General features: G+C 37.6%; 16 protein-coding genes, 1 pseudogene and 1 other annotated feature. Of the genes and pseudogenes, 1 reads left to right on the forward strand and 16 read right to left on the reverse strand.

Annotated features, from left to right (window positions below; genetic code table 11):
* Positions 1-43: 43 nt before the first annotated feature.
* From TEPIRE1_RS10255 to tyrS, 3 genes and pseudogenes are all read right to left on the reverse strand, one after another.
* Positions 44-607 carry a methylated-DNA--[protein]-cysteine S-methyltransferase gene (locus TEPIRE1_RS10255; RefSeq protein ID WP_013779107.1) on the reverse strand — a complete coding sequence of 188 codons (564 nt, stop codon included), beginning with the start codon at positions 605-607 and terminating at the stop codon, positions 44-46.
* 373 nt (positions 608-980) lie between these two features.
* Positions 981-1,419, reverse strand: a pseudogene (locus tag TEPIRE1_RS14150) (IS110 family transposase); the annotation flags it as partial.
* Between the two features lie 382 nt (positions 1,420-1,801).
* Positions 1,802-3,031 (reverse strand): tyrosine--tRNA ligase, encoded by a 1,230-nt coding sequence (gene tyrS / locus TEPIRE1_RS10265; RefSeq protein WP_013779108.1) that lies wholly within the window; start codon positions 3,029-3,031, stop codon positions 1,802-1,804.
* 277 nt (positions 3,032-3,308) lie between these two features.
* Here tyrS and TEPIRE1_RS10270 point away from each other — a divergent pair, with 277 nt between their 5' ends.
* Positions 3,309-4,487 carry an IS110 family RNA-guided transposase gene (locus TEPIRE1_RS10270; RefSeq protein WP_013777234.1) on the forward strand — a complete coding sequence of 393 codons (1,179 nt, stop codon included), beginning with the start codon at positions 3,309-3,311 and terminating at the stop codon, positions 4,485-4,487.
* A gap of 232 nt (positions 4,488-4,719) precedes the next feature.
* Positions 4,720-4,928, reverse strand: a binding site (T-box leader).
* 120 nt (positions 4,929-5,048) lie between these two features.
* Here the strand turns inward: TEPIRE1_RS10270 and TEPIRE1_RS10275 are convergent.
* The 13 genes from TEPIRE1_RS10275 to TEPIRE1_RS10335 form a co-directional block, all read right to left on the reverse strand.
* On the reverse strand, positions 5,049-5,363 hold the full coding sequence (locus TEPIRE1_RS10275; protein WP_013779109.1) for a LapA family protein: 315 nt from the start codon (positions 5,361-5,363) through the stop codon (positions 5,049-5,051).
* 116 nt (positions 5,364-5,479) lie between these two features.
* Positions 5,480-5,908 (reverse strand): 3-hydroxyacyl-ACP dehydratase FabZ, encoded by a 429-nt coding sequence (fabZ, locus tag TEPIRE1_RS10280; protein ID WP_013779110.1) that lies wholly within the window; start codon positions 5,906-5,908, stop codon positions 5,480-5,482.
* 186 nt (positions 5,909-6,094) lie between these two features.
* Complete coding sequence (locus TEPIRE1_RS10285) at positions 6,095-6,400, reverse strand: rod-binding protein (RefSeq protein ID WP_013779111.1); 306 nt, start codon at positions 6,398-6,400, stop codon at positions 6,095-6,097.
* 11 nt (positions 6,401-6,411) lie between these two features.
* On the reverse strand, positions 6,412-7,224 hold the full coding sequence (gene flgG / locus TEPIRE1_RS10290) for a flagellar basal-body rod protein FlgG (RefSeq protein ID WP_013779112.1): 813 nt from the start codon (positions 7,222-7,224) through the stop codon (positions 6,412-6,414).
* A gap of 79 nt (positions 7,225-7,303) precedes the next feature.
* The gene (gene flgF / locus TEPIRE1_RS10295; protein ID WP_013779113.1) at positions 7,304-8,071 is read right to left on the reverse strand and encodes a flagellar basal-body rod protein FlgF; all 768 of its coding nucleotides are present in this window, start codon (positions 8,069-8,071) and stop codon (positions 7,304-7,306) included.
* Between the two features lie 30 nt (positions 8,072-8,101).
* Positions 8,102-9,106 carry a rod shape-determining protein MreB gene (gene mreB / locus TEPIRE1_RS10300; RefSeq protein ID WP_013779114.1) on the reverse strand — a complete coding sequence of 335 codons (1,005 nt, stop codon included), beginning with the start codon at positions 9,104-9,106 and terminating at the stop codon, positions 8,102-8,104.
* Positions 9,107-9,189: 83 nt separating this feature from the next.
* Positions 9,190-9,438, reverse strand: a complete 249-nt coding sequence (spoIIID, locus tag TEPIRE1_RS10305) for a sporulation transcriptional regulator SpoIIID (RefSeq protein ID WP_013779115.1) — start codon at positions 9,436-9,438, stop codon at positions 9,190-9,192.
* A 217-nt stretch (positions 9,439-9,655) separates the two neighbouring features.
* On the reverse strand, positions 9,656-10,579 hold the full coding sequence (locus TEPIRE1_RS10310) for a M23 family metallopeptidase (protein WP_013779116.1): 924 nt from the start codon (positions 10,577-10,579) through the stop codon (positions 9,656-9,658).
* 106 nt (positions 10,580-10,685) lie between these two features.
* Positions 10,686-11,687 (reverse strand): stage II sporulation protein D, encoded by a 1,002-nt coding sequence (spoIID, locus tag TEPIRE1_RS10315; RefSeq protein ID WP_013779117.1) that lies wholly within the window; start codon positions 11,685-11,687, stop codon positions 10,686-10,688.
* Positions 11,688-11,986: 299 nt separating this feature from the next.
* Positions 11,987-13,237, reverse strand: a complete 1,251-nt coding sequence (murA, locus tag TEPIRE1_RS10320) for a UDP-N-acetylglucosamine 1-carboxyvinyltransferase (protein WP_013779118.1) — start codon at positions 13,235-13,237, stop codon at positions 11,987-11,989.
* 74 nt (positions 13,238-13,311) lie between these two features.
* Positions 13,312-14,061, reverse strand: coding sequence for a YwmB family TATA-box binding protein (locus TEPIRE1_RS10325; RefSeq protein WP_013779119.1), 750 nt, complete (start codon positions 14,059-14,061; stop codon positions 13,312-13,314).
* 552 nt (positions 14,062-14,613) lie between these two features.
* A complete protein-coding gene (locus TEPIRE1_RS10330; protein ID WP_013779120.1) occupies positions 14,614-15,321 on the reverse strand; it encodes a glycosyltransferase family 2 protein in 708 nt (235 codons plus the stop codon).
* A 201-nt stretch (positions 15,322-15,522) separates the two neighbouring features.
* The gene (locus TEPIRE1_RS10335) at positions 15,523-16,143 is read right to left on the reverse strand and encodes a V-type ATP synthase subunit D (RefSeq protein WP_013779121.1); all 621 of its coding nucleotides are present in this window, start codon (positions 16,141-16,143) and stop codon (positions 15,523-15,525) included.
* Positions 16,144-16,145 lie beyond the last annotated feature (2 nt).

Raw genomic sequence — 16,145 nt, forward strand, 5'->3', positions numbered from 1 at the left:
AAAAAATTTAATGTTTGCATGAAAACAGGTTATTCTCTTTTATTTAGCTCTTGATATTTGATATTCCTTCTATCCTCAGGAGCTTTTCCTTTATTTCTATTCCACCCGCAAAGCCTGTAAGTGTTCCATCCTTACCGATGACTCTGTGGCACGGTACCACTATGGACACAGGATTTGCTCCGATGGCTTTTCCAACTGCCCGCACGGCCTTTGGATTATTAATTTCTCGAGCTATTTGCGAATATGTCTTAGTTGTTCCATATGGTATATTTAGCAGTGTCTTCCACACTGATATCTGGAAGCATGTACCTTGTAAGTCTAAGGGAATATCGAAGGTATGCCGCCGACCCTTTAAATATTCCTCAAGTTGAATCATATATGGTTCTAATTTATCTTGATTATAGATTAAATCGGCTTGAAAAAAATACTTATTTACCCAAATCTCTAATACCTTAAATGGCTTGTTTGACCAAAGCACATAGCATAGACCTTTTGGACTGGCCGCCAAATGCATCTCCCAATCTTTATATGAAAAGTATCCCCAAAATACGGCTGATTTCTTTATTAAAACCCACTCCCCTTTATAATATTCATCATAATTATACATCAAAGATTTCTATTTGCACATCATAATATATATCTGCCCGGCTAATTTCTTGTTTGTTACTATTCAGAGGTCTGTCATTCTGCTATATACTGCTGTCATTGTTATGAATATATAACTAAACAAAGACACACTTAACTAAGGGTGGTTGATTAATCACCCTTCGACCAGCTCAAAGAGCAATGCCCAAAAAAAATTATATTTTAGGTAGCCACTGAAACGGGAAATGACACTCCTAATTCTTGTAATTTTTTAAAGTAATAATTAGCTTTTTTCTCTTTATTGAACTTTGTATAATAATCGCTACCTAGATCCTTAAAATGAACATTATCTTTTAACATGTGGTATATTGCAATGAGCATGGAATGGGCTACGGCAGCAGTTGCTCTATCAGCTTACGGCTGCTTACACCGGTTAAGCTGGAAGCGAAAGAACTTAGCTTTATATTAGCACCTTCTAAGGTTTTTTCTAGACGATTAAGTTCTCTTGAACGCTCTTCGATTAGATTTTTACGGTAGCGTACTATTTCACGAAGTTCGCGTTGTTCCTTATCAGGGATAAAACTACTCTTTAAAAGACTATGTTGTAAAAGGTCTGCTATCCATTGAGCATCTTTGATATCAGTTTTACGCCCGGGGACAGTTTTCATGTGATGTGCATTAACAACCATCACATCAATGTTTGGTAATTCCAGAATGTTATAGATAGGTTTCCAATAAGCTCCCGTACTTCTGCTTTTTTCCCGTTTCTAAAGCAGGCAACAATAAGTTTTTGTGCACGTCAATCCCACAACAACGCTCATAAACAGTTTGTATAATAATATTCCTTGCTATTGTTATTATGGCGTTACCCCTGTCTTAATAGCTACATTGCTATACGTTTTTCAAAGACAATTTGTGGTTCTGCAGCAGGAGTATTTTCAAATTCTGAGTCAACCTCATTGTGACAATGACACTCGAACTCATGCCATAACTAGTGTATAATCAAGGAATAGCAATTAATATTCGTTTATTGTGGCGTGGAAACACGTGGGAATTCTGAGTGCAGCGAAGAATCTTGTTTAATCCTTATAAAGATTCTTCACTGTATTCAGGATGACAAGTTGTTTTCAGCCTCTGAATAGTAACTTTTGCTTTATCTGCTTATGATGAGGAAAATGGACGTTTTGAAATTTAAACGTCCATTTATAGTTTGAGGTTATAATAGTTTTACCATATGATAAACTTTTTTGCCTTTTCTAAGTAAGAGTGTTTTGTCATCATCGAAATCCTCTGCGGTAATTTTTAACTCAACGTCATCAATTCGTTTGTCTGCAACATAAATGCCTCCCTGTTGAATAAGTCTTCTTCCTTCACTTTTTGAGGAAGTCAGGCCGGTAAGCATTAAAAGCTCAAGTAATTCCATACCATCGCTTAACTTTTGTGCATCTATTTCTGTTTGGGGAACTGAAGACATATCTGCACCATCCTTAAAAAGTGCTCTTGCAGCCTCTTGCGCCTTTTTGGCTTCTTCTTCGCTGTGAATCATTTTAGTAAGCTCAAATGCCAGCACTTCTTTAGCCTTGTTTATTTGGGCACCTTCCAAAGAGCTGAGCCGTTTGATTTCATCCATGGGAAGGAATGTTAGAAGTGACAAGCATTTCTCGACATCTCTATCGTCAATATTTCTCCAATATTGATAGAAATCATAGGGTGATACCTTTTCAGGATCCAGCCAAAGGGCTCCCGCCTGAGTCTTACCCATCTTTATACCTTCGCTGGTGGTAAGAAGCGTAAATGTCATGCCATAAGCCGAATCTCCTTCCACTCTCCGGATTAAGTCAGCACCGCTTATAATATTCGACCATTGGTCATTGCCGCCCATCTGCAATTTACAACCGTATTTCCTATACAAATGTAAGAAGTCATAAGACTGCATCAGCATATAGTTAAACTCCAAAAAGGTCAGGCCTGCTTCCAGCCGTTGTTTATAGCACTCAGCTGTAAGCATGCGATTTACAGAAAAATGCCGACCAACTTCACGCAGAAAATCTATATAGTTAAGTTGCATTAGCCAGTCTGCATTATTTAGCATATAGGCCTTATTATCCGAAAAATCAAGAAGTTTTTCGAACTGTTTTTTAAATTGTCTTGCATTATAATCTATTTGTTCCCGAGTTAGCATTTTGCGCATATCGGTTCTACCTGATGGGTCACCTATCATTGCAGTGCCCCCACCCAACAAAGCTATTGGAACATGGCCGGCTCTTTGCATATGTGCCATAGCCATCATTGGAAGCAAATGACCTACGTGCAGGCTGTCAGCAGTAGGGTCAAAGCCAACATAAAAAACAACCTTTTCCTTTTCAAGAAGCTCTCTGATTTCTTCTTCATGTGTCGCCTGTTCAATAAATCCTCTTTCTTTTAGAATATCGTATACATTGTCCATGTTGTAATCTTTCCTCCTCGTATAATAAAGTCATAGTTTAAAAACTATATTTCTTTTCTATCTCACTATTCTTGTGAGATAATAATTGTACAGATAGAGGTCGTAGTTTTCCTCCTTGAAGCCTAGTCTTCCTTTTCAAGGGTTACGCCTCTTCTTTACATCCATATGCGAATGAGCTGGATAGTACAAAAGTTACTGAATATCTAACGAGGTTGCATCATGTAAAGTAGAGAGGTCCTAGACTTTATCTGTAAATATATTAAAAGCTGGTGATTTTATGTTTTATGTTGGTATTGATATTGCTAAACAAAACCACGAAGCTTCTATTATTGATTCTAATGGTAAGCTTCTTGATAAAAGTATATCCTTTTCAAATTCTCAAGTAGGTTGCAATAAATTAATTGCCTTGCTTGAAAGATTTGAAGCTGATACTTCCAACACTGTTATTGGTATGGAAGCTACTGGTCATTATTGGGTTAGCCTTTATTCATATCTAATTGATCTAGGGTTTACTGTAAATGTTATTAACCCTATTCAATCAGATGCATTTAGAAAGATGTATATTAGGCAAACTAAGAACGACTCTAAGGATTCCTTTATCATTGCTCAAATTATGCGTTTCGGTGAATTTTCCACTACTTCTTTAGCTGATGAAGATGTTATGGCCTTACGCCAATTATCCAGATACCGTCTCGCTTTAGTAGATGAATGCTCTGATTGGAAACGCAAGTGTATTGCTCTTTTGGATCAAGTTTTCCCTGAATACTCTAAGCTTTTTTCTGATACCTTTGGAGTAACTTCTAGGGAGCTGCTCTCTAAATATCCTACTCCAGAGGATATGTTATCCATAGATACAGGGACTCTTTCCAAACTTCTATCCGAAGCTAGTAGAGGACGTTTTGGTATTTCAAAAGCTTCTGAAATTCAAGAGTCTGCTACTAATACTTTTGGTATTAACTTTGCAAAAGATGCATTTGCATTTCAAATTAAGCAAATTATTGCCCAAATTAATTTTATCGAAGAACAGCTAAAAGAACTTGAAACTGAAATTTCTACACTCCTTCACCAAACCAATTCAGTTATTACTACTATTACAGGTATTGGTGATGTTCTTGGTGCTATTATTATCGGAGAAATTGGTGATATTTCCCGTTTTGAAGCTGCACCCCAACTTGTTGCCTATGCAGGTCTTGATGTAGCCGTAAAACAATCTGGTGATTTTGTGGGGACACAGACTAAAATTTCTAAACGTGGTTCTCCATATCTTCGTAGGGCAATTTGGTTAGCTGCTACTGTTGCAGCCTTCAAAGACCCAGCTCTGTCAGTCTATTATCAATCACTTAGGGCAAGAGGGAAACATCATTTAACTGCCATTGGGGCTGTCGCTAGAAAGATGTGTAATATTATCTTTGCAGTCCTTCGTGATAACAAACCCTATGTGCCTGATATTAAATAGGATTGGTAAAAACTAACCTGCTTTTACAACCTAAATTTTTTATTCTATATTTAGGTTTATTTGTTTTGCCTAATTTTACATAAGTATTTATGGCAGGTTCTGTCAAGGGATGCTTTTTCCCTTGACGGGTTCTGACAGAAATTTTATAATCACAAAGGCAAAATAAATTAAATTATCTCTTGACTTTTAATAGCTGGTCTTGAAATCATGTAATTAAGAAGCTTCCCAGTCTTTTAAGGACGAGGAAGCTCGTGGTACCACCTTAATTCGCATTTAAAATATTTCGTCTAAATGCCTCTTATACAGTAACGGCTTAAGCCGCTAAAGACCGAAAACTCCTGAGTGTAATTCACTTGTTTTGGTACGCATCCTTCCACCAACCGGATTGCTCTCTTTATACTGTAACCTAAAACAGCTACTTTACTCATTCATCGCCAAAAATATTCATTTATACTATACTAACACAACCATTAATACAATTTCAAGTGCTGACTTTAACATACGTGTCGCGCATGTCCTAGACCACCCTGCAAGAAGGGTTACTTTTTTTATCTTGCGTAGTTAAATTTCTGCACCATTTTCCTTTTTTAATTGTTTTTCATCCAGCTGTTTTTTCATTTTATCAATAATTTGTTCATAATCTTTTATCGTTCTTGCCTGTTTTTTTATTTGTTGATTCATTTTGAAACTTTTAACAAGACCAAATACCATTATAACCAGTGCTCCAAGCATCGCTGAGCCGATTATCACTAAGGCCTGTGAGGTTGCAAATTCGCCCAGAAACGGAAATCGAATAATAATCTCCGAGGAATTCCACAGTGCAAAAATAGCTACAAAAAATGCAAAAATTAGCCCACTAATTAAATAAAATTGCATTTTGATTGCCCCCCATTACTATAAATAATTATAATCAATTTTGATACAGAAAGCTATACCGTTAAAAATCGAGGCATTCCTCCTTGAAATTAGACTTGATATTTTTAAATTTAATCTTATAGGCTTGATATCGCAAACATCAATTCACCTTCGGCGACTATTTCACCATCTACTGTTGCTTTAGCTTTACCTTTTCCGATAGGACCTTTTATTTTCGTAAGTTCTACTTCAAGTCGCAACTGGTCACCCGGTATTACCTGACGCTTGAATCTCATTCTATCAATACCTGCAAAAAGTGCTATCTTGTCACGATTGTTTTCAGAGCTTAGAATCGCACAGGCTCCAACTTGAGCCAAGGCTTCCACTATTAATACTCCGGGCATGATGGGTTTTCCCGGAAAATGCCCCTGGAAAAATTCTTCATTAGCAGAGACATTTTTAACACCTACTGCCCTCTTTCCTTCCTCCAATTCCAGTATTCGATCCACTAATAAGAACGGATATCTATGTGGTATTATTTTTTTTATTTCTTCGATGCTAAGCATAAAAACCATCCTTTTCAAATAATAATTGGCTTAAAAACAATTTTTTTAGATTCAAAGTATAATACAATTTATAAACAAAGGATTGTATCCTTCAATTTGAGAGCAATCGATGATGAAAAATTACCTATTTTAAATCAATTAGGGACGAACCGTAAAGTCCGTCCCATTTATATTTAATAAATTTTCCTAAATATATTTTGAAAGCTGTTCATAAAGCTGCTGTGCCAATCCGATTCCTCCGTTTTGAGAAATTTCTTCAGCTAGGGCTTCATCATGCATAGATTGCATAATATCAAAAGTTACACCTTTTTCAAACATGCCCCCATCGGGTATTGTATCCCTCATAGATTTTAGCATATAATTTAAAAAGATTGATTCAAATTGCTGACAAACCTCTTTTAATTCTGTTTCATTTTTGTTTTCGCTTTTTAAAGAATGCATCTTAAACTGGGATATAGGAATAAAATCAATTCTACTGTCTATTATTTCCATAATTCATTCCCCTAACGCCTGAGATTATTGGCCTGAGCCAGCATTTCATCAGATGCCTGGACGGCTTTGGTATTTACTTCATAGGCTCTCTGGGCAATGATAAGGTTTACCATTTCTTCCACTACCTGAACATTGGACATCTCCAAAAATCCTTGTAGCAATGTACCATATCCGGGATCTGATACATCTTCCATTGGCACATATTCTCCAGAAGCTTCAGTTGCCTCAAAGAGATTGTTGCCGATAGCCAAAAGTCCCTGAGGATTTAAGAATTTAACAATCCCTATTTGACCTAATTCTTCTATTGTCCCATCTTCATCCTGTCCTGTAATCAAACCATCTGATGAAATACTAATATCGGTATATTCCTCAGGAATGGTTATATAGCTTTCGTCTCCGCTTAGAACATAATATCCTTCCGATGTGACTAAATTTCTGTCGGTTCCATCCAAGGATACTTTAAATGAACCATCTCTGGTAAAAGCCAGATTGCCGTCGGGTCTTTCTACCATGAAAAACCCTGTCCCTTCAATAGCTACATCAAATGTATTACCAGTAGGCTGAAGATTACCTTCGTTAAAATCTCGGCCTGTAGCCGAAGGTCTAACTCCATGACCTACTTGAATTCCTACAGGTACTGCTGCTCCTGAAAGCAACTCGGGACTGTCCGGCCGCTGAAGTGTTTCATATAGCAAATCTTTAAATTCTGCACGGCTTTTCTTAAAACCCGCTGTGTTTACATTAGCCAAATTATTTGATGTAATGTCCATATTCAATTGTTGTGCCTGCATACCAGAACTAGCACTCCACAGTGCGCGCATCATAGTTTACTCCTCCTTATATTATCACTGCTTCAGTCAGTCGGCAGTGGAGGGCCTCTGAGTATTCAGTCCGGCCCCAAAATTATATGCTTGCTATATCATTTACAGCTCTGTCAAGAGTTTCATCATGAGTTTGTATTACCTTCTGGCTGGCTTCATACGCTCTAAAGGCTGTTATCAAATCAACCATTTCTGAAATCGTGTTGGTATTTGACCCTTCTAAAGCACCCTGAATCACTTCGGCATCAGTCGGAACCGTTGGTGCTTGGGAGTTATATAAATTACTGCCTTGTTTTACAACCTGCCCTTGGTCGGCAAAATTTACTATTTCAAGCCTGTCCACAAATTGACCGCTTACAGTCACTTCTCCTTGTTGACTTATTACAACATCACCTTCCTGAGGCAACAGCATCGGTCCATTCTCACCCAGAACATAATAACCGTCTTTTGTAACAATATATCCATCCCGGTCTATGGTAAAACTGCCGTCTCTTGTATACCGTATGCCTTCGGGAGTCTGAACCTCAAAAAAGCCTTCCCCTCTCAAGGCAATATCTAGTGGATTTGACGTTACCTTTATAGCGCCTTGGGAAAAATCCGTATTTATTTCATCCAGCATTACTCCAGTACCCAGCATGCCAATGAAAGGCCTCGGATCTATAACCCGATCAAGGCCGACAGTTATCGGATCATCAAACCGATGGATATTCATCTCTGGCAAAGCTCTGAAAATCGCCCTGTCTTTCTTAAACCCAGAAGTATTTACATTGGCAAGGTTGTTTGAAATGACATCAGTTCTGCTCATTTCAGACAGCATTCCTGAAGCTCCTGTATAAAGACCTCTTATCAATTTTAATCACCTCCTTCTTAAAGAAGTGGGTTATTTGGTAAAAACAGCATTAGGACCAAGTATGTCCAAATTTTCTAATGCTTTACCGGCTCCAATAGCCACAGCAGAAATTGCCTCTTCTGCAATTATAACCGGAATACCGGTTCTTCTGCAAATCAACTTGTCCATGCCTTTAAGCAGCGAACCGCCACCGGTCATTACTATACCCTTTTCACTGATATCAGATGCTAGTTCCGGCGGAGTTTTTTCCAAAACACTATATATAGTATTTACAATCTGTTCTACAGGTTCTTGAAGTGCTTCACAGGTCTGGCCTGCAGTAATGGTGACGTTTTGAGGAAGTCCGCTAATTAGGCTTCGACCTCTTACTTCCATCGAAACAGCCTTGTCTTCATCACTTTCGGGAAAAACATCAGCCACATTAATCTTAACCTCTTCAGCGGATCTTTCCCCAATCATAAGATTAAATTCTTTCTTTACAAACCTCACAATAGCATCATCAAATTTATCGCCGGCTACTCTTAAAGACTCACCGCAGACAATGCCTCCCAGGGACATAACTGCAATATCCGTGGTGCCGCCTCCGATATCAACAACCATACTTCCAAAAGGTTTTGAAATATCCAGGCCGGCACCTATAGCAGCTGCTATAGGTTCTTCTATTAAATATGTTTGCCTGGCTCCCGCCGCATTGGCAGCCTCAATAACCGCTCTTTTTTCAACAGTTGTAATAACTGCCGGAACACATATCATCATTCTCGGTCGAAAAATTCTGCTGTGTGCAATTTTGTTCAAAAAATACTTAAGCATGATTTCCGTTGTGGAATAATCCGCAATAACGCCTTCCTTCAGCGGACGTATAGCCACTATATTGCCTGGAGTACGCCCTATCATTCTTCGGGCTTCCTCTCCTACAGCCAACATCTTGCCGGTGGATCTATCCATAGCAACTACAGAGGGTTCTTGAAGTACAATTCCTTTTCCCTTAACATAAACCAAAATTGAAGCGGTTCCTAAATCAATACCTATATCCATGAAAGTTTCGTTGCCTCCTGTCAAATTTAACACATTTAGGAATTAATTCTACATTTTTTTCAAAAATCCTCTTTTATTCTTGTTTAAAGATGTATGTATTTTTCTCTTGTAGCTCTTCCACCTCTAATATGCCGTTCGGCTTTATTAAATTCCAGTACTTCTCTTACCTCGATTGCTTTTTGCGGATTTATCTCCAATAATCTTTCGGTCATATCCTTGTGCACCGTACTTTTCGATACGCCAAAAACTTTGGCGGCTTGTCTGACGGTAGCCTTAGTATCAATAATATAATCTGCGATTTCTAGGATTCGCTCCCTCATATAATCTTTCACGGCAGTTCCCCCTTCAAGCAAGTTTAATAAATATATATGATGTAAAGTAGCTTTATAGAAGATAAAAAAGCAAAGTATGCTTTTTTTGAAATACATCATTTGCCAGAGGTATACAAATTGTTAATATTCAAAAAAATAAAGCGGGCTTTTCCGCCACGCTTTCGGCTGCTTAAGTGCAGGTATTTCAGTTATGAGTTGCTGTGGTATCCTCCGACATCTACCTGATTTCAGGAAGATATTGCTGTGGATCTATATTTTTACCATCTTTTAGCACTTCAAAGTGAAGATGAGGAGGATCTTCTATCTCATAAGGTGCAGTCTTGCCTATAGCTGAAATTACTTGACCTTTTTTAACCTGCTCGCCTTCTTTAACCAATTTATCCGAATTAAGATTCCCATATAAAGTTTTAACACCGCCGCCGTGGTCAATAACTATAACTACCCCCAGCTTAGGATCATTATTTGTTACCTCAGCTACCGTTCCGTCTAAAACGGCTTTTACCGGTGTACCGATGTCAGCGGCAATGTCAATACCGCTATGGCAGTTCCATTGCTCCAAAGTCTTAGAATAGATTAGGGTATCCATAGCAAAAGCTGTTGTTACCCTTCCCATAGCCGGCATAGCCATGGTTGCCATAGCTGAAACCACCGCAGTTTCTTCTGGTTCCTCTCCTGCTGCTTTTGTTATATTACCGGATCCATCCTCTTTTGTTTTTTTAACTTTTTCTGTGTCAAAAGCTGTTTGTTGCTGCAAATTTCCAGCTACCTCACTGGGTTTTACAGGGTTTTGTTGATCTTCTTTTTTCTCTTGATGCTCCTTAGATGAACTACTCAAATTCTGAGTATTATTATTCAAACCGTATTGCTTCTCTATATTTTCTTCATTTAAAACCTGTTCGTTCATATCAATTTGCCACTCAGACAGAGGTTCTTTATTAGCACTTTCGTTAAATTCAAAGCCTTTATGTGTAGCCCGATACCACCAAAAAAAACTGTTGGTTATGATTAAAAGTGTAATCAAAAATGCAGCAAACAAAGTCTTTTTAGGCAGTTGAATTACTTGTTTGACAAGTTTATTACCAGAGTCCTTAACTTTTCTAAAACATGAAGAAAGTTTTACTGGCCATTTGAATCGGTTCATATAATCACCTCATCTATATTATGACCAGTATTTTCCTTGTTATGCATTTGTTTACTGGCACAAGAGATAAATTTTATCCTTATTTCATAGCCTTCTGCCAACGCCGCTATTCTATTTTTTTAATTATTTCTACACCCTTGTAATAATGTTTAATTATATCAATATAACCGGCACCATTTTTAGCCATCGCATCAGCACCGTATTGGCTCATGCCCACGCCATGTCCGTAGCCTGTTGTCATTATTTTAATATTTTTGCCGGATCTTTCCCATTTAAAATCTGTTGAGTTCAGCTCGAATAATTGACGAAACTCAGTACCTTTTATTACTTTATTACCAACTTGCATTTTTTTGACTCGCCCTCCCTCACTGACTTCTAACACCTTCCACTGGGCTTGCGGATTCTTATGGTCAATAACTATATCAGGCCACTTTTGACGTAGCTTAGATACAATTTCTTCGACAGTAAACTCCTTTACAGCAAAAAAGCGCGGTGCTGCTTCTTCATCGGGACTTACTACGCTTCTAAGATACGGGATTTGCTTTTCCCAAACATCTTCGGAGTTTTCGGTTTTGCCGTTGCTGGTAGAAAAAAACAACGGATCTATGGGTTCATCCTGATATAATATGATCATGCCGGCAGTAGAGTTTACAGCTTGATTAATCTTACTGTAATAGTGATAATAGGAAAATAATCCCCACTTTTTCAGCATCTCACTTTTTGTAATCCAAGCCTGACAATGGCTTGGATCATCGCATACATCCGCTTCGGGATGCAGGCTGCATCCATTACCTCCTACAGTGCGCCACCGCTTATATACATATGTCCTTGCTGCTACTGACTGAGCTTTTAAGGCTTCGATATTAAAGCTGGCCGGCATTTCAGCAGCTACTACACCTTTTACGTAATCCTCCAGTAATATTTTTTCAATCTTTTTAGATGAATTTATATAGACACTAATAAAATTCTCGCCAGCAGCCTCTTTTATCCTCTTTTGCTCACTTGGGCCTTCAAACTGTATGGGTTTGCAGCTTTTCACTATCAAACCCGGGACAACAATAACAACAAAAATTATAAAGAAAATTATATAATAGCCTGCTCCTTTCATTAAATCCCTCCAGATAACCAAGCTCATATTATATTTTATTAGCACCTTGTTGGATATATGTGTTATCCTTTCGAATTTGACAGTCCAAAGCGAAATCTGTCTTTGCTAAACCTTAAAACCGGCATAAATACTCGTCAGGTTTAACAAATTTCATATTGTAATTAAATTGTGTTAGTGCAAATATGTACCAAATAACCCCGGTGAAAAGAATATCCAAAAAATAAATAATAACCACACGTAAAACGTGTGGTTATTATTTATTAGTAAAGTCAGTCAACAAGCAGGATGGCTTTATCCTCTTAATCGACTTTTTTTATTTTAGCTCCTAGCCCTTGAAGGTTTTCCACAATATTTACATATCCTCTGTAAATATGATATGTGTTCATTACTTGGGTTGTTCCTTCTGCAGCCAAACCGGCAAGAATTAGTGCGGCACCCGCCCGAAGGTCAGTAGCCTTTACAGGTGCTCCCGAAAGCTTTTCAACGCCTTCTATTACAGCACTTCTTCCCTCTATCTTTATCTTAGCGCCCATACGCTTTAATTCTTCCACATGCATAAAGCGATTTTCGAAAACCGTTTCTATAACCATACTGGTTCCGCTGGCAATGCTTAAATAAGCCATCATTTGTGCCTGCATATCTGTTGGGAATCCAGGATAAGGCAGAGTTTTGACATCAGATGCGATTGGCCTGCCATCGCCTATCACTCGCAGACCCTCCGGTTCCTCAGTAATTTTTGCACCACATTCTATCAGTTTGGCTATTACCGGCTTCAAATGCTCTGGTACTACATTTTCAAGCAGGATATTACCGCCAGTTATGGCTCCGGCAACTAAGAAAGTGCCTGTTTCAATCCTATCCGGAATCACAGTATATGAAATACCTGAAAGTTCCTTAACGCCTTCAATTTTTATCACATCAGTGCCTGCGCCCCGGATTTTTGCTCCCATGCTGTTTAAAAAATTAGCCAGGTCAATTATCTCCGGCTCCTTAGCGGCATTTTCAATAGTTGTCTGCCCCTGAGCCAAGGCAGCAGCCATCATTATATTTTCCGTTGCTCCAACACTTGGAAAATCTAAGTATATAACAGATCCTACAAGTTTATCACATCTAGCCTCCACAAACCCATGACCAAGCTCGATATCAGCTCCCAATGAAGCAAAACCTTTCAAATGCAAATCTATAGGCCTTGAACCTATAGCGCATCCACCAGGCATTGATATACGTGCTCGTCCCTTTCTTGCAAGCATCGGACCCATCACCAAAAAAGAAGCCCTCATTTTTCTGACCAAATCATAAGGTGCCTCAAAAGAATTAACTGTCCCTGCACTTATTTTTATACAATCTTTATCACGAAAAACTTTAGCTCCCATAGATTTTAAAACTTCTCTCATGACTTTTACATCTTCCAATTCGGGGGCATCTTCGATAATACATTCGGCTTCAGTGAGCAGTGATGCAGCCATAACAGGTAATACCGCATTTTTAGCACTGCTTATCCTGACGGTTCCTTCTAACGGCTTTCCTCCCTCAACAACAATACTTGACAACGACTTTCCCTCCGATAGTTTAGTATAACGGGTATTTTGGTTAAAATATCCATATTATACCCTTATAAACTCATTCAGTATTCAAGAGAAATGACTGGTGTTCCAATCCATATATATGTTATATCTTCATCTGAATTATATCTTATTGCAATATGGATATTATAATTTTTACCTAATATCTGTATACCCTCGGATAATAGCGGGCTAAATCCTATTATACTAAAATTATATTTGTCTTGAATTTTTTCTGTATTGATAATTTCAAAATAACTTGCAATTGTTTCTACTAATTTATCCTGCTTTGCCTCATCAAGTTTACCATTAAACGTTCCAGTAACACAAGAGGTAATTTTTGACTGGCCACCTAAGGAATTAATGGTTTTGCTGACTTTTTTTACAAAATCATTGTATTTCTCCAGATTCCGACTGCTAATACTTATTGTTAAATACGTTTGAGGATCTTTTTCATATTCTGCAGGTAAAATCACTGACTGAATAATTATTTGTAGAAAAGTATCGGAATCTAATTTACCCTCAGTATTTAATATTCGGTACGTTTCGTTGTTTTCCTCCGTGAAATCAAAATTTTCCTTTTCAGCATTAAAAATTTTCATTATTTCATCCTGATATTGCTGCATTTGAGTAAAATCCATAAATTCGCGATTAATAACCGACCAGTCCACAATATCCAGTATTTCGGGATTTGCACCAACTTCACTGAGGGCTCCTGCTAACAAATTATCACTATCTTGACTGCAATTGGCCTTAGGTGTAATCATAACCAAAAGTATTACTGCTGCAGTTAAAGTCTTTAAAAATTTCATAAGATAATCCCCCTGAAAAATATCTTTTTTCTTTACGCCTTTTACAAACGTAATAGCTTTATGTGCTTTTCAATTTAGAATTAAATAAAATTAGATTAAAAGGTTCCTTGTATAATTATTACCGTTTCTTACCAAAATTATGCTTTGATGTATTTTAAATTACATAAAAGGAAGATTCGAGAATTGTCCAAGCATCTCCTTCAGTGAATCCTGCTAGTTTTTGTCTATTAATTGAAACTGACATATTGTTTTTAAGACTTTGTTTTGGTATATTTTGGTTTTTATAACATTTTTTATATGCAACGTTTTATATTTGCTTTTAACAATAGTATTTGATATATAAACATCTTTTATAATAATCATTTATTTACAATAAATTAATTACCCTGAAAATGCTAAAAGGCACAGTAACGGCAGCCTTGCAGTCGACTGTGTCGGTCAAATATTGGTAGGTTGCGGTCGATTTTTGCTCAATAAAGTTCTGGTACTCTTGTCGGCCTCACATAAAAAAGCTGCTCCACGTTTTGTGAAGCAGCTTTTTATAAGGATTCATTATTCATAATGTGATATGTCTTTAGATAAATTTTTAATTGATTTATCATGTGTCGGAACATGCTTTTGCCAGTTAAAAAGTGCATATAAGCATTCTTTATACATTTGCAATCTGTACATGAAACCAAGTTTAAATCCATATTTTTCCTCTTTGGTATAGTGGGTTATATCTTGTAAAGCCGGCTCAATTACCGGAATATTATACTTTTCGGCTAAACGGCTTAAAAATATCTCAACACCAAACCGAGCCCATGAAAGCGAGGGAAGGCTCTTTACAAAAAAGTTTGCTAGCCCTCTTTGCCCATTTAAAATAGAAAAATATCGTTGAGCCAGATCAACATTCTTCTTGCCCCCGCTTTTAAACATGCCTATTGTCATACCCACTTGTGGATTTTCTTCCAATGGCAAAAGCAGGGCATCCATGTGCTGATGTTTTAAATTAATTAGGTCTGCATCAAGAAAAAGCCACAGAGATGAATCATCAACATAATCTATCCCCGTCTGCAGTGCAGCTCCCTTTCCGAGATTTTTCCCATGTCTTATTACCTCTACTCCGGCTCTTTGAGCAGCTTTGTACGTATCATCCGCAGAACCATCATCGATTACTATTACTCGTTTTTCTTGCGGGTAGCTGCACACTACATCTAGAACATCTCCTATCCTAGGTGCCTCATTGTATGCCGGGATAAGAACGGTAACAGGTTTCATAACAAAGTCATTCCCTTCATGTTATATGCTCTATTTTGTTAATTCGCCTGTTTTTGATAATATCCTTCTTTGCAAATCCTTTGCTTATTACCAAAAGCAGATAAACATAATGGATATCAATGTCTGGCGCAAAAGTGAATTAAAAGGAACCGTCCCCAAAAATGCCATTTTTAGGGACGGTTCCTTTTAATTCATTTAAGTTTACATAACCATTTCTTTGATTTTCATAAGTCTTGTGATATTTGAACGTTCATTCTCATCGAGTTTCATGGTAATATACTTTATAGTTTCTTCCATTGAAGGAATCATAACGTATTCCAATGCATTGACCCTGCGGCGAGTTTTTTCGATTTCATCAGCCATTAACTGACAAGTTTTTTCGATTTCCGAAAGTTTTAGCATTTTAGGCAGCATACCTGAAAGTATGCTTATGGCATTGTCCAATTCTGCAGATGTATTCGCAAGACCATATGAGTAGATATTGCTGCCTTCTTGCAAGTGAATATCAATTTTCGGTACATTTACACTCATGATATTCTGTTTCCCAACATCTATATTTACCTGTGCTGCCGGAATCATGAGACTTTCCTCAAGCACTTCCTGAGGCATTTGACTTCGTGCCATGGTAAAGCTTTTCAGGGCCATCTCCAAATCGTGTTCTACTTCTTCTCTGAGCCTTTTATTTTCCTTAATTAAGTCGATAAATTTTTTAATAAGCTCATCCTGCTTATCCTTAAGCAGTTTGTGTCCACGACGTGCAACAACTATTTGCCTCTTTAAACGGGTAAGCTCCATTCGAGTGGGATTTACTCGAGTTTTCATTC

The organism is Tepidanaerobacter acetatoxydans Re1 (assembly GCF_000328765.2).
Classification (GTDB): Bacteria; Bacillota; Thermosediminibacteria; order Thermosediminibacterales; family Tepidanaerobacteraceae; genus Tepidanaerobacter; species Tepidanaerobacter acetatoxydans.

Coding starts and splice junctions, on each gene's coding strand:
- TEPIRE1_RS10335 (WP_013779121.1), bottom strand. CDS start 16,143: ATGAAAACTCGAGTAAATCCCACTCGAATGGAGCTTACCCGTTTAAAG.
- TEPIRE1_RS10275 (WP_013779109.1), bottom strand. CDS start 5,363: ATGCAATTTTATTTAATTAGTGGGCTAATTTTTGCATTTTTTGTAGCT.
- TEPIRE1_RS10325 (WP_013779119.1), bottom strand. CDS start 14,061: ATGAAATTTTTAAAGACTTTAACTGCAGCAGTAATACTTTTGGTTATG.
- mreB (WP_013779114.1), bottom strand. CDS start 9,106: ATGGATATAGGTATTGATTTAGGAACCGCTTCAATTTTGGTTTATGTT.
- tyrS (WP_013779108.1), bottom strand. CDS start 3,031: ATGGACAATGTATACGATATTCTAAAAGAAAGAGGATTTATTGAACAG.
- fabZ (WP_013779110.1), bottom strand. CDS start 5,908: ATGCTTAGCATCGAAGAAATAAAAAAAATAATACCACATAGATATCCG.
- TEPIRE1_RS10270 (WP_013777234.1), top strand. CDS start 3,309: ATGTTTTATGTTGGTATTGATATTGCTAAACAAAACCACGAAGCTTCT.
- TEPIRE1_RS10330 (WP_013779120.1), bottom strand. CDS start 15,321: ATGAAACCTGTTACCGTTCTTATCCCGGCATACAATGAGGCACCTAGG.
- TEPIRE1_RS10255 (WP_013779107.1), bottom strand. CDS start 607: ATGTATAATTATGATGAATATTATAAAGGGGAGTGGGTTTTAATAAAG.
- TEPIRE1_RS10310 (WP_013779116.1), bottom strand. CDS start 10,579: ATGAACCGATTCAAATGGCCAGTAAAACTTTCTTCATGTTTTAGAAAA.
- flgG (WP_013779112.1), bottom strand. CDS start 7,224: ATGATGCGCGCACTGTGGAGTGCTAGTTCTGGTATGCAGGCACAACAA.
- spoIID (WP_013779117.1), bottom strand. CDS start 11,687: ATGAAAGGAGCAGGCTATTATATAATTTTCTTTATAATTTTTGTTGTT.
- TEPIRE1_RS10285 (WP_013779111.1), bottom strand. CDS start 6,400: ATGGAAATAATAGACAGTAGAATTGATTTTATTCCTATATCCCAGTTT.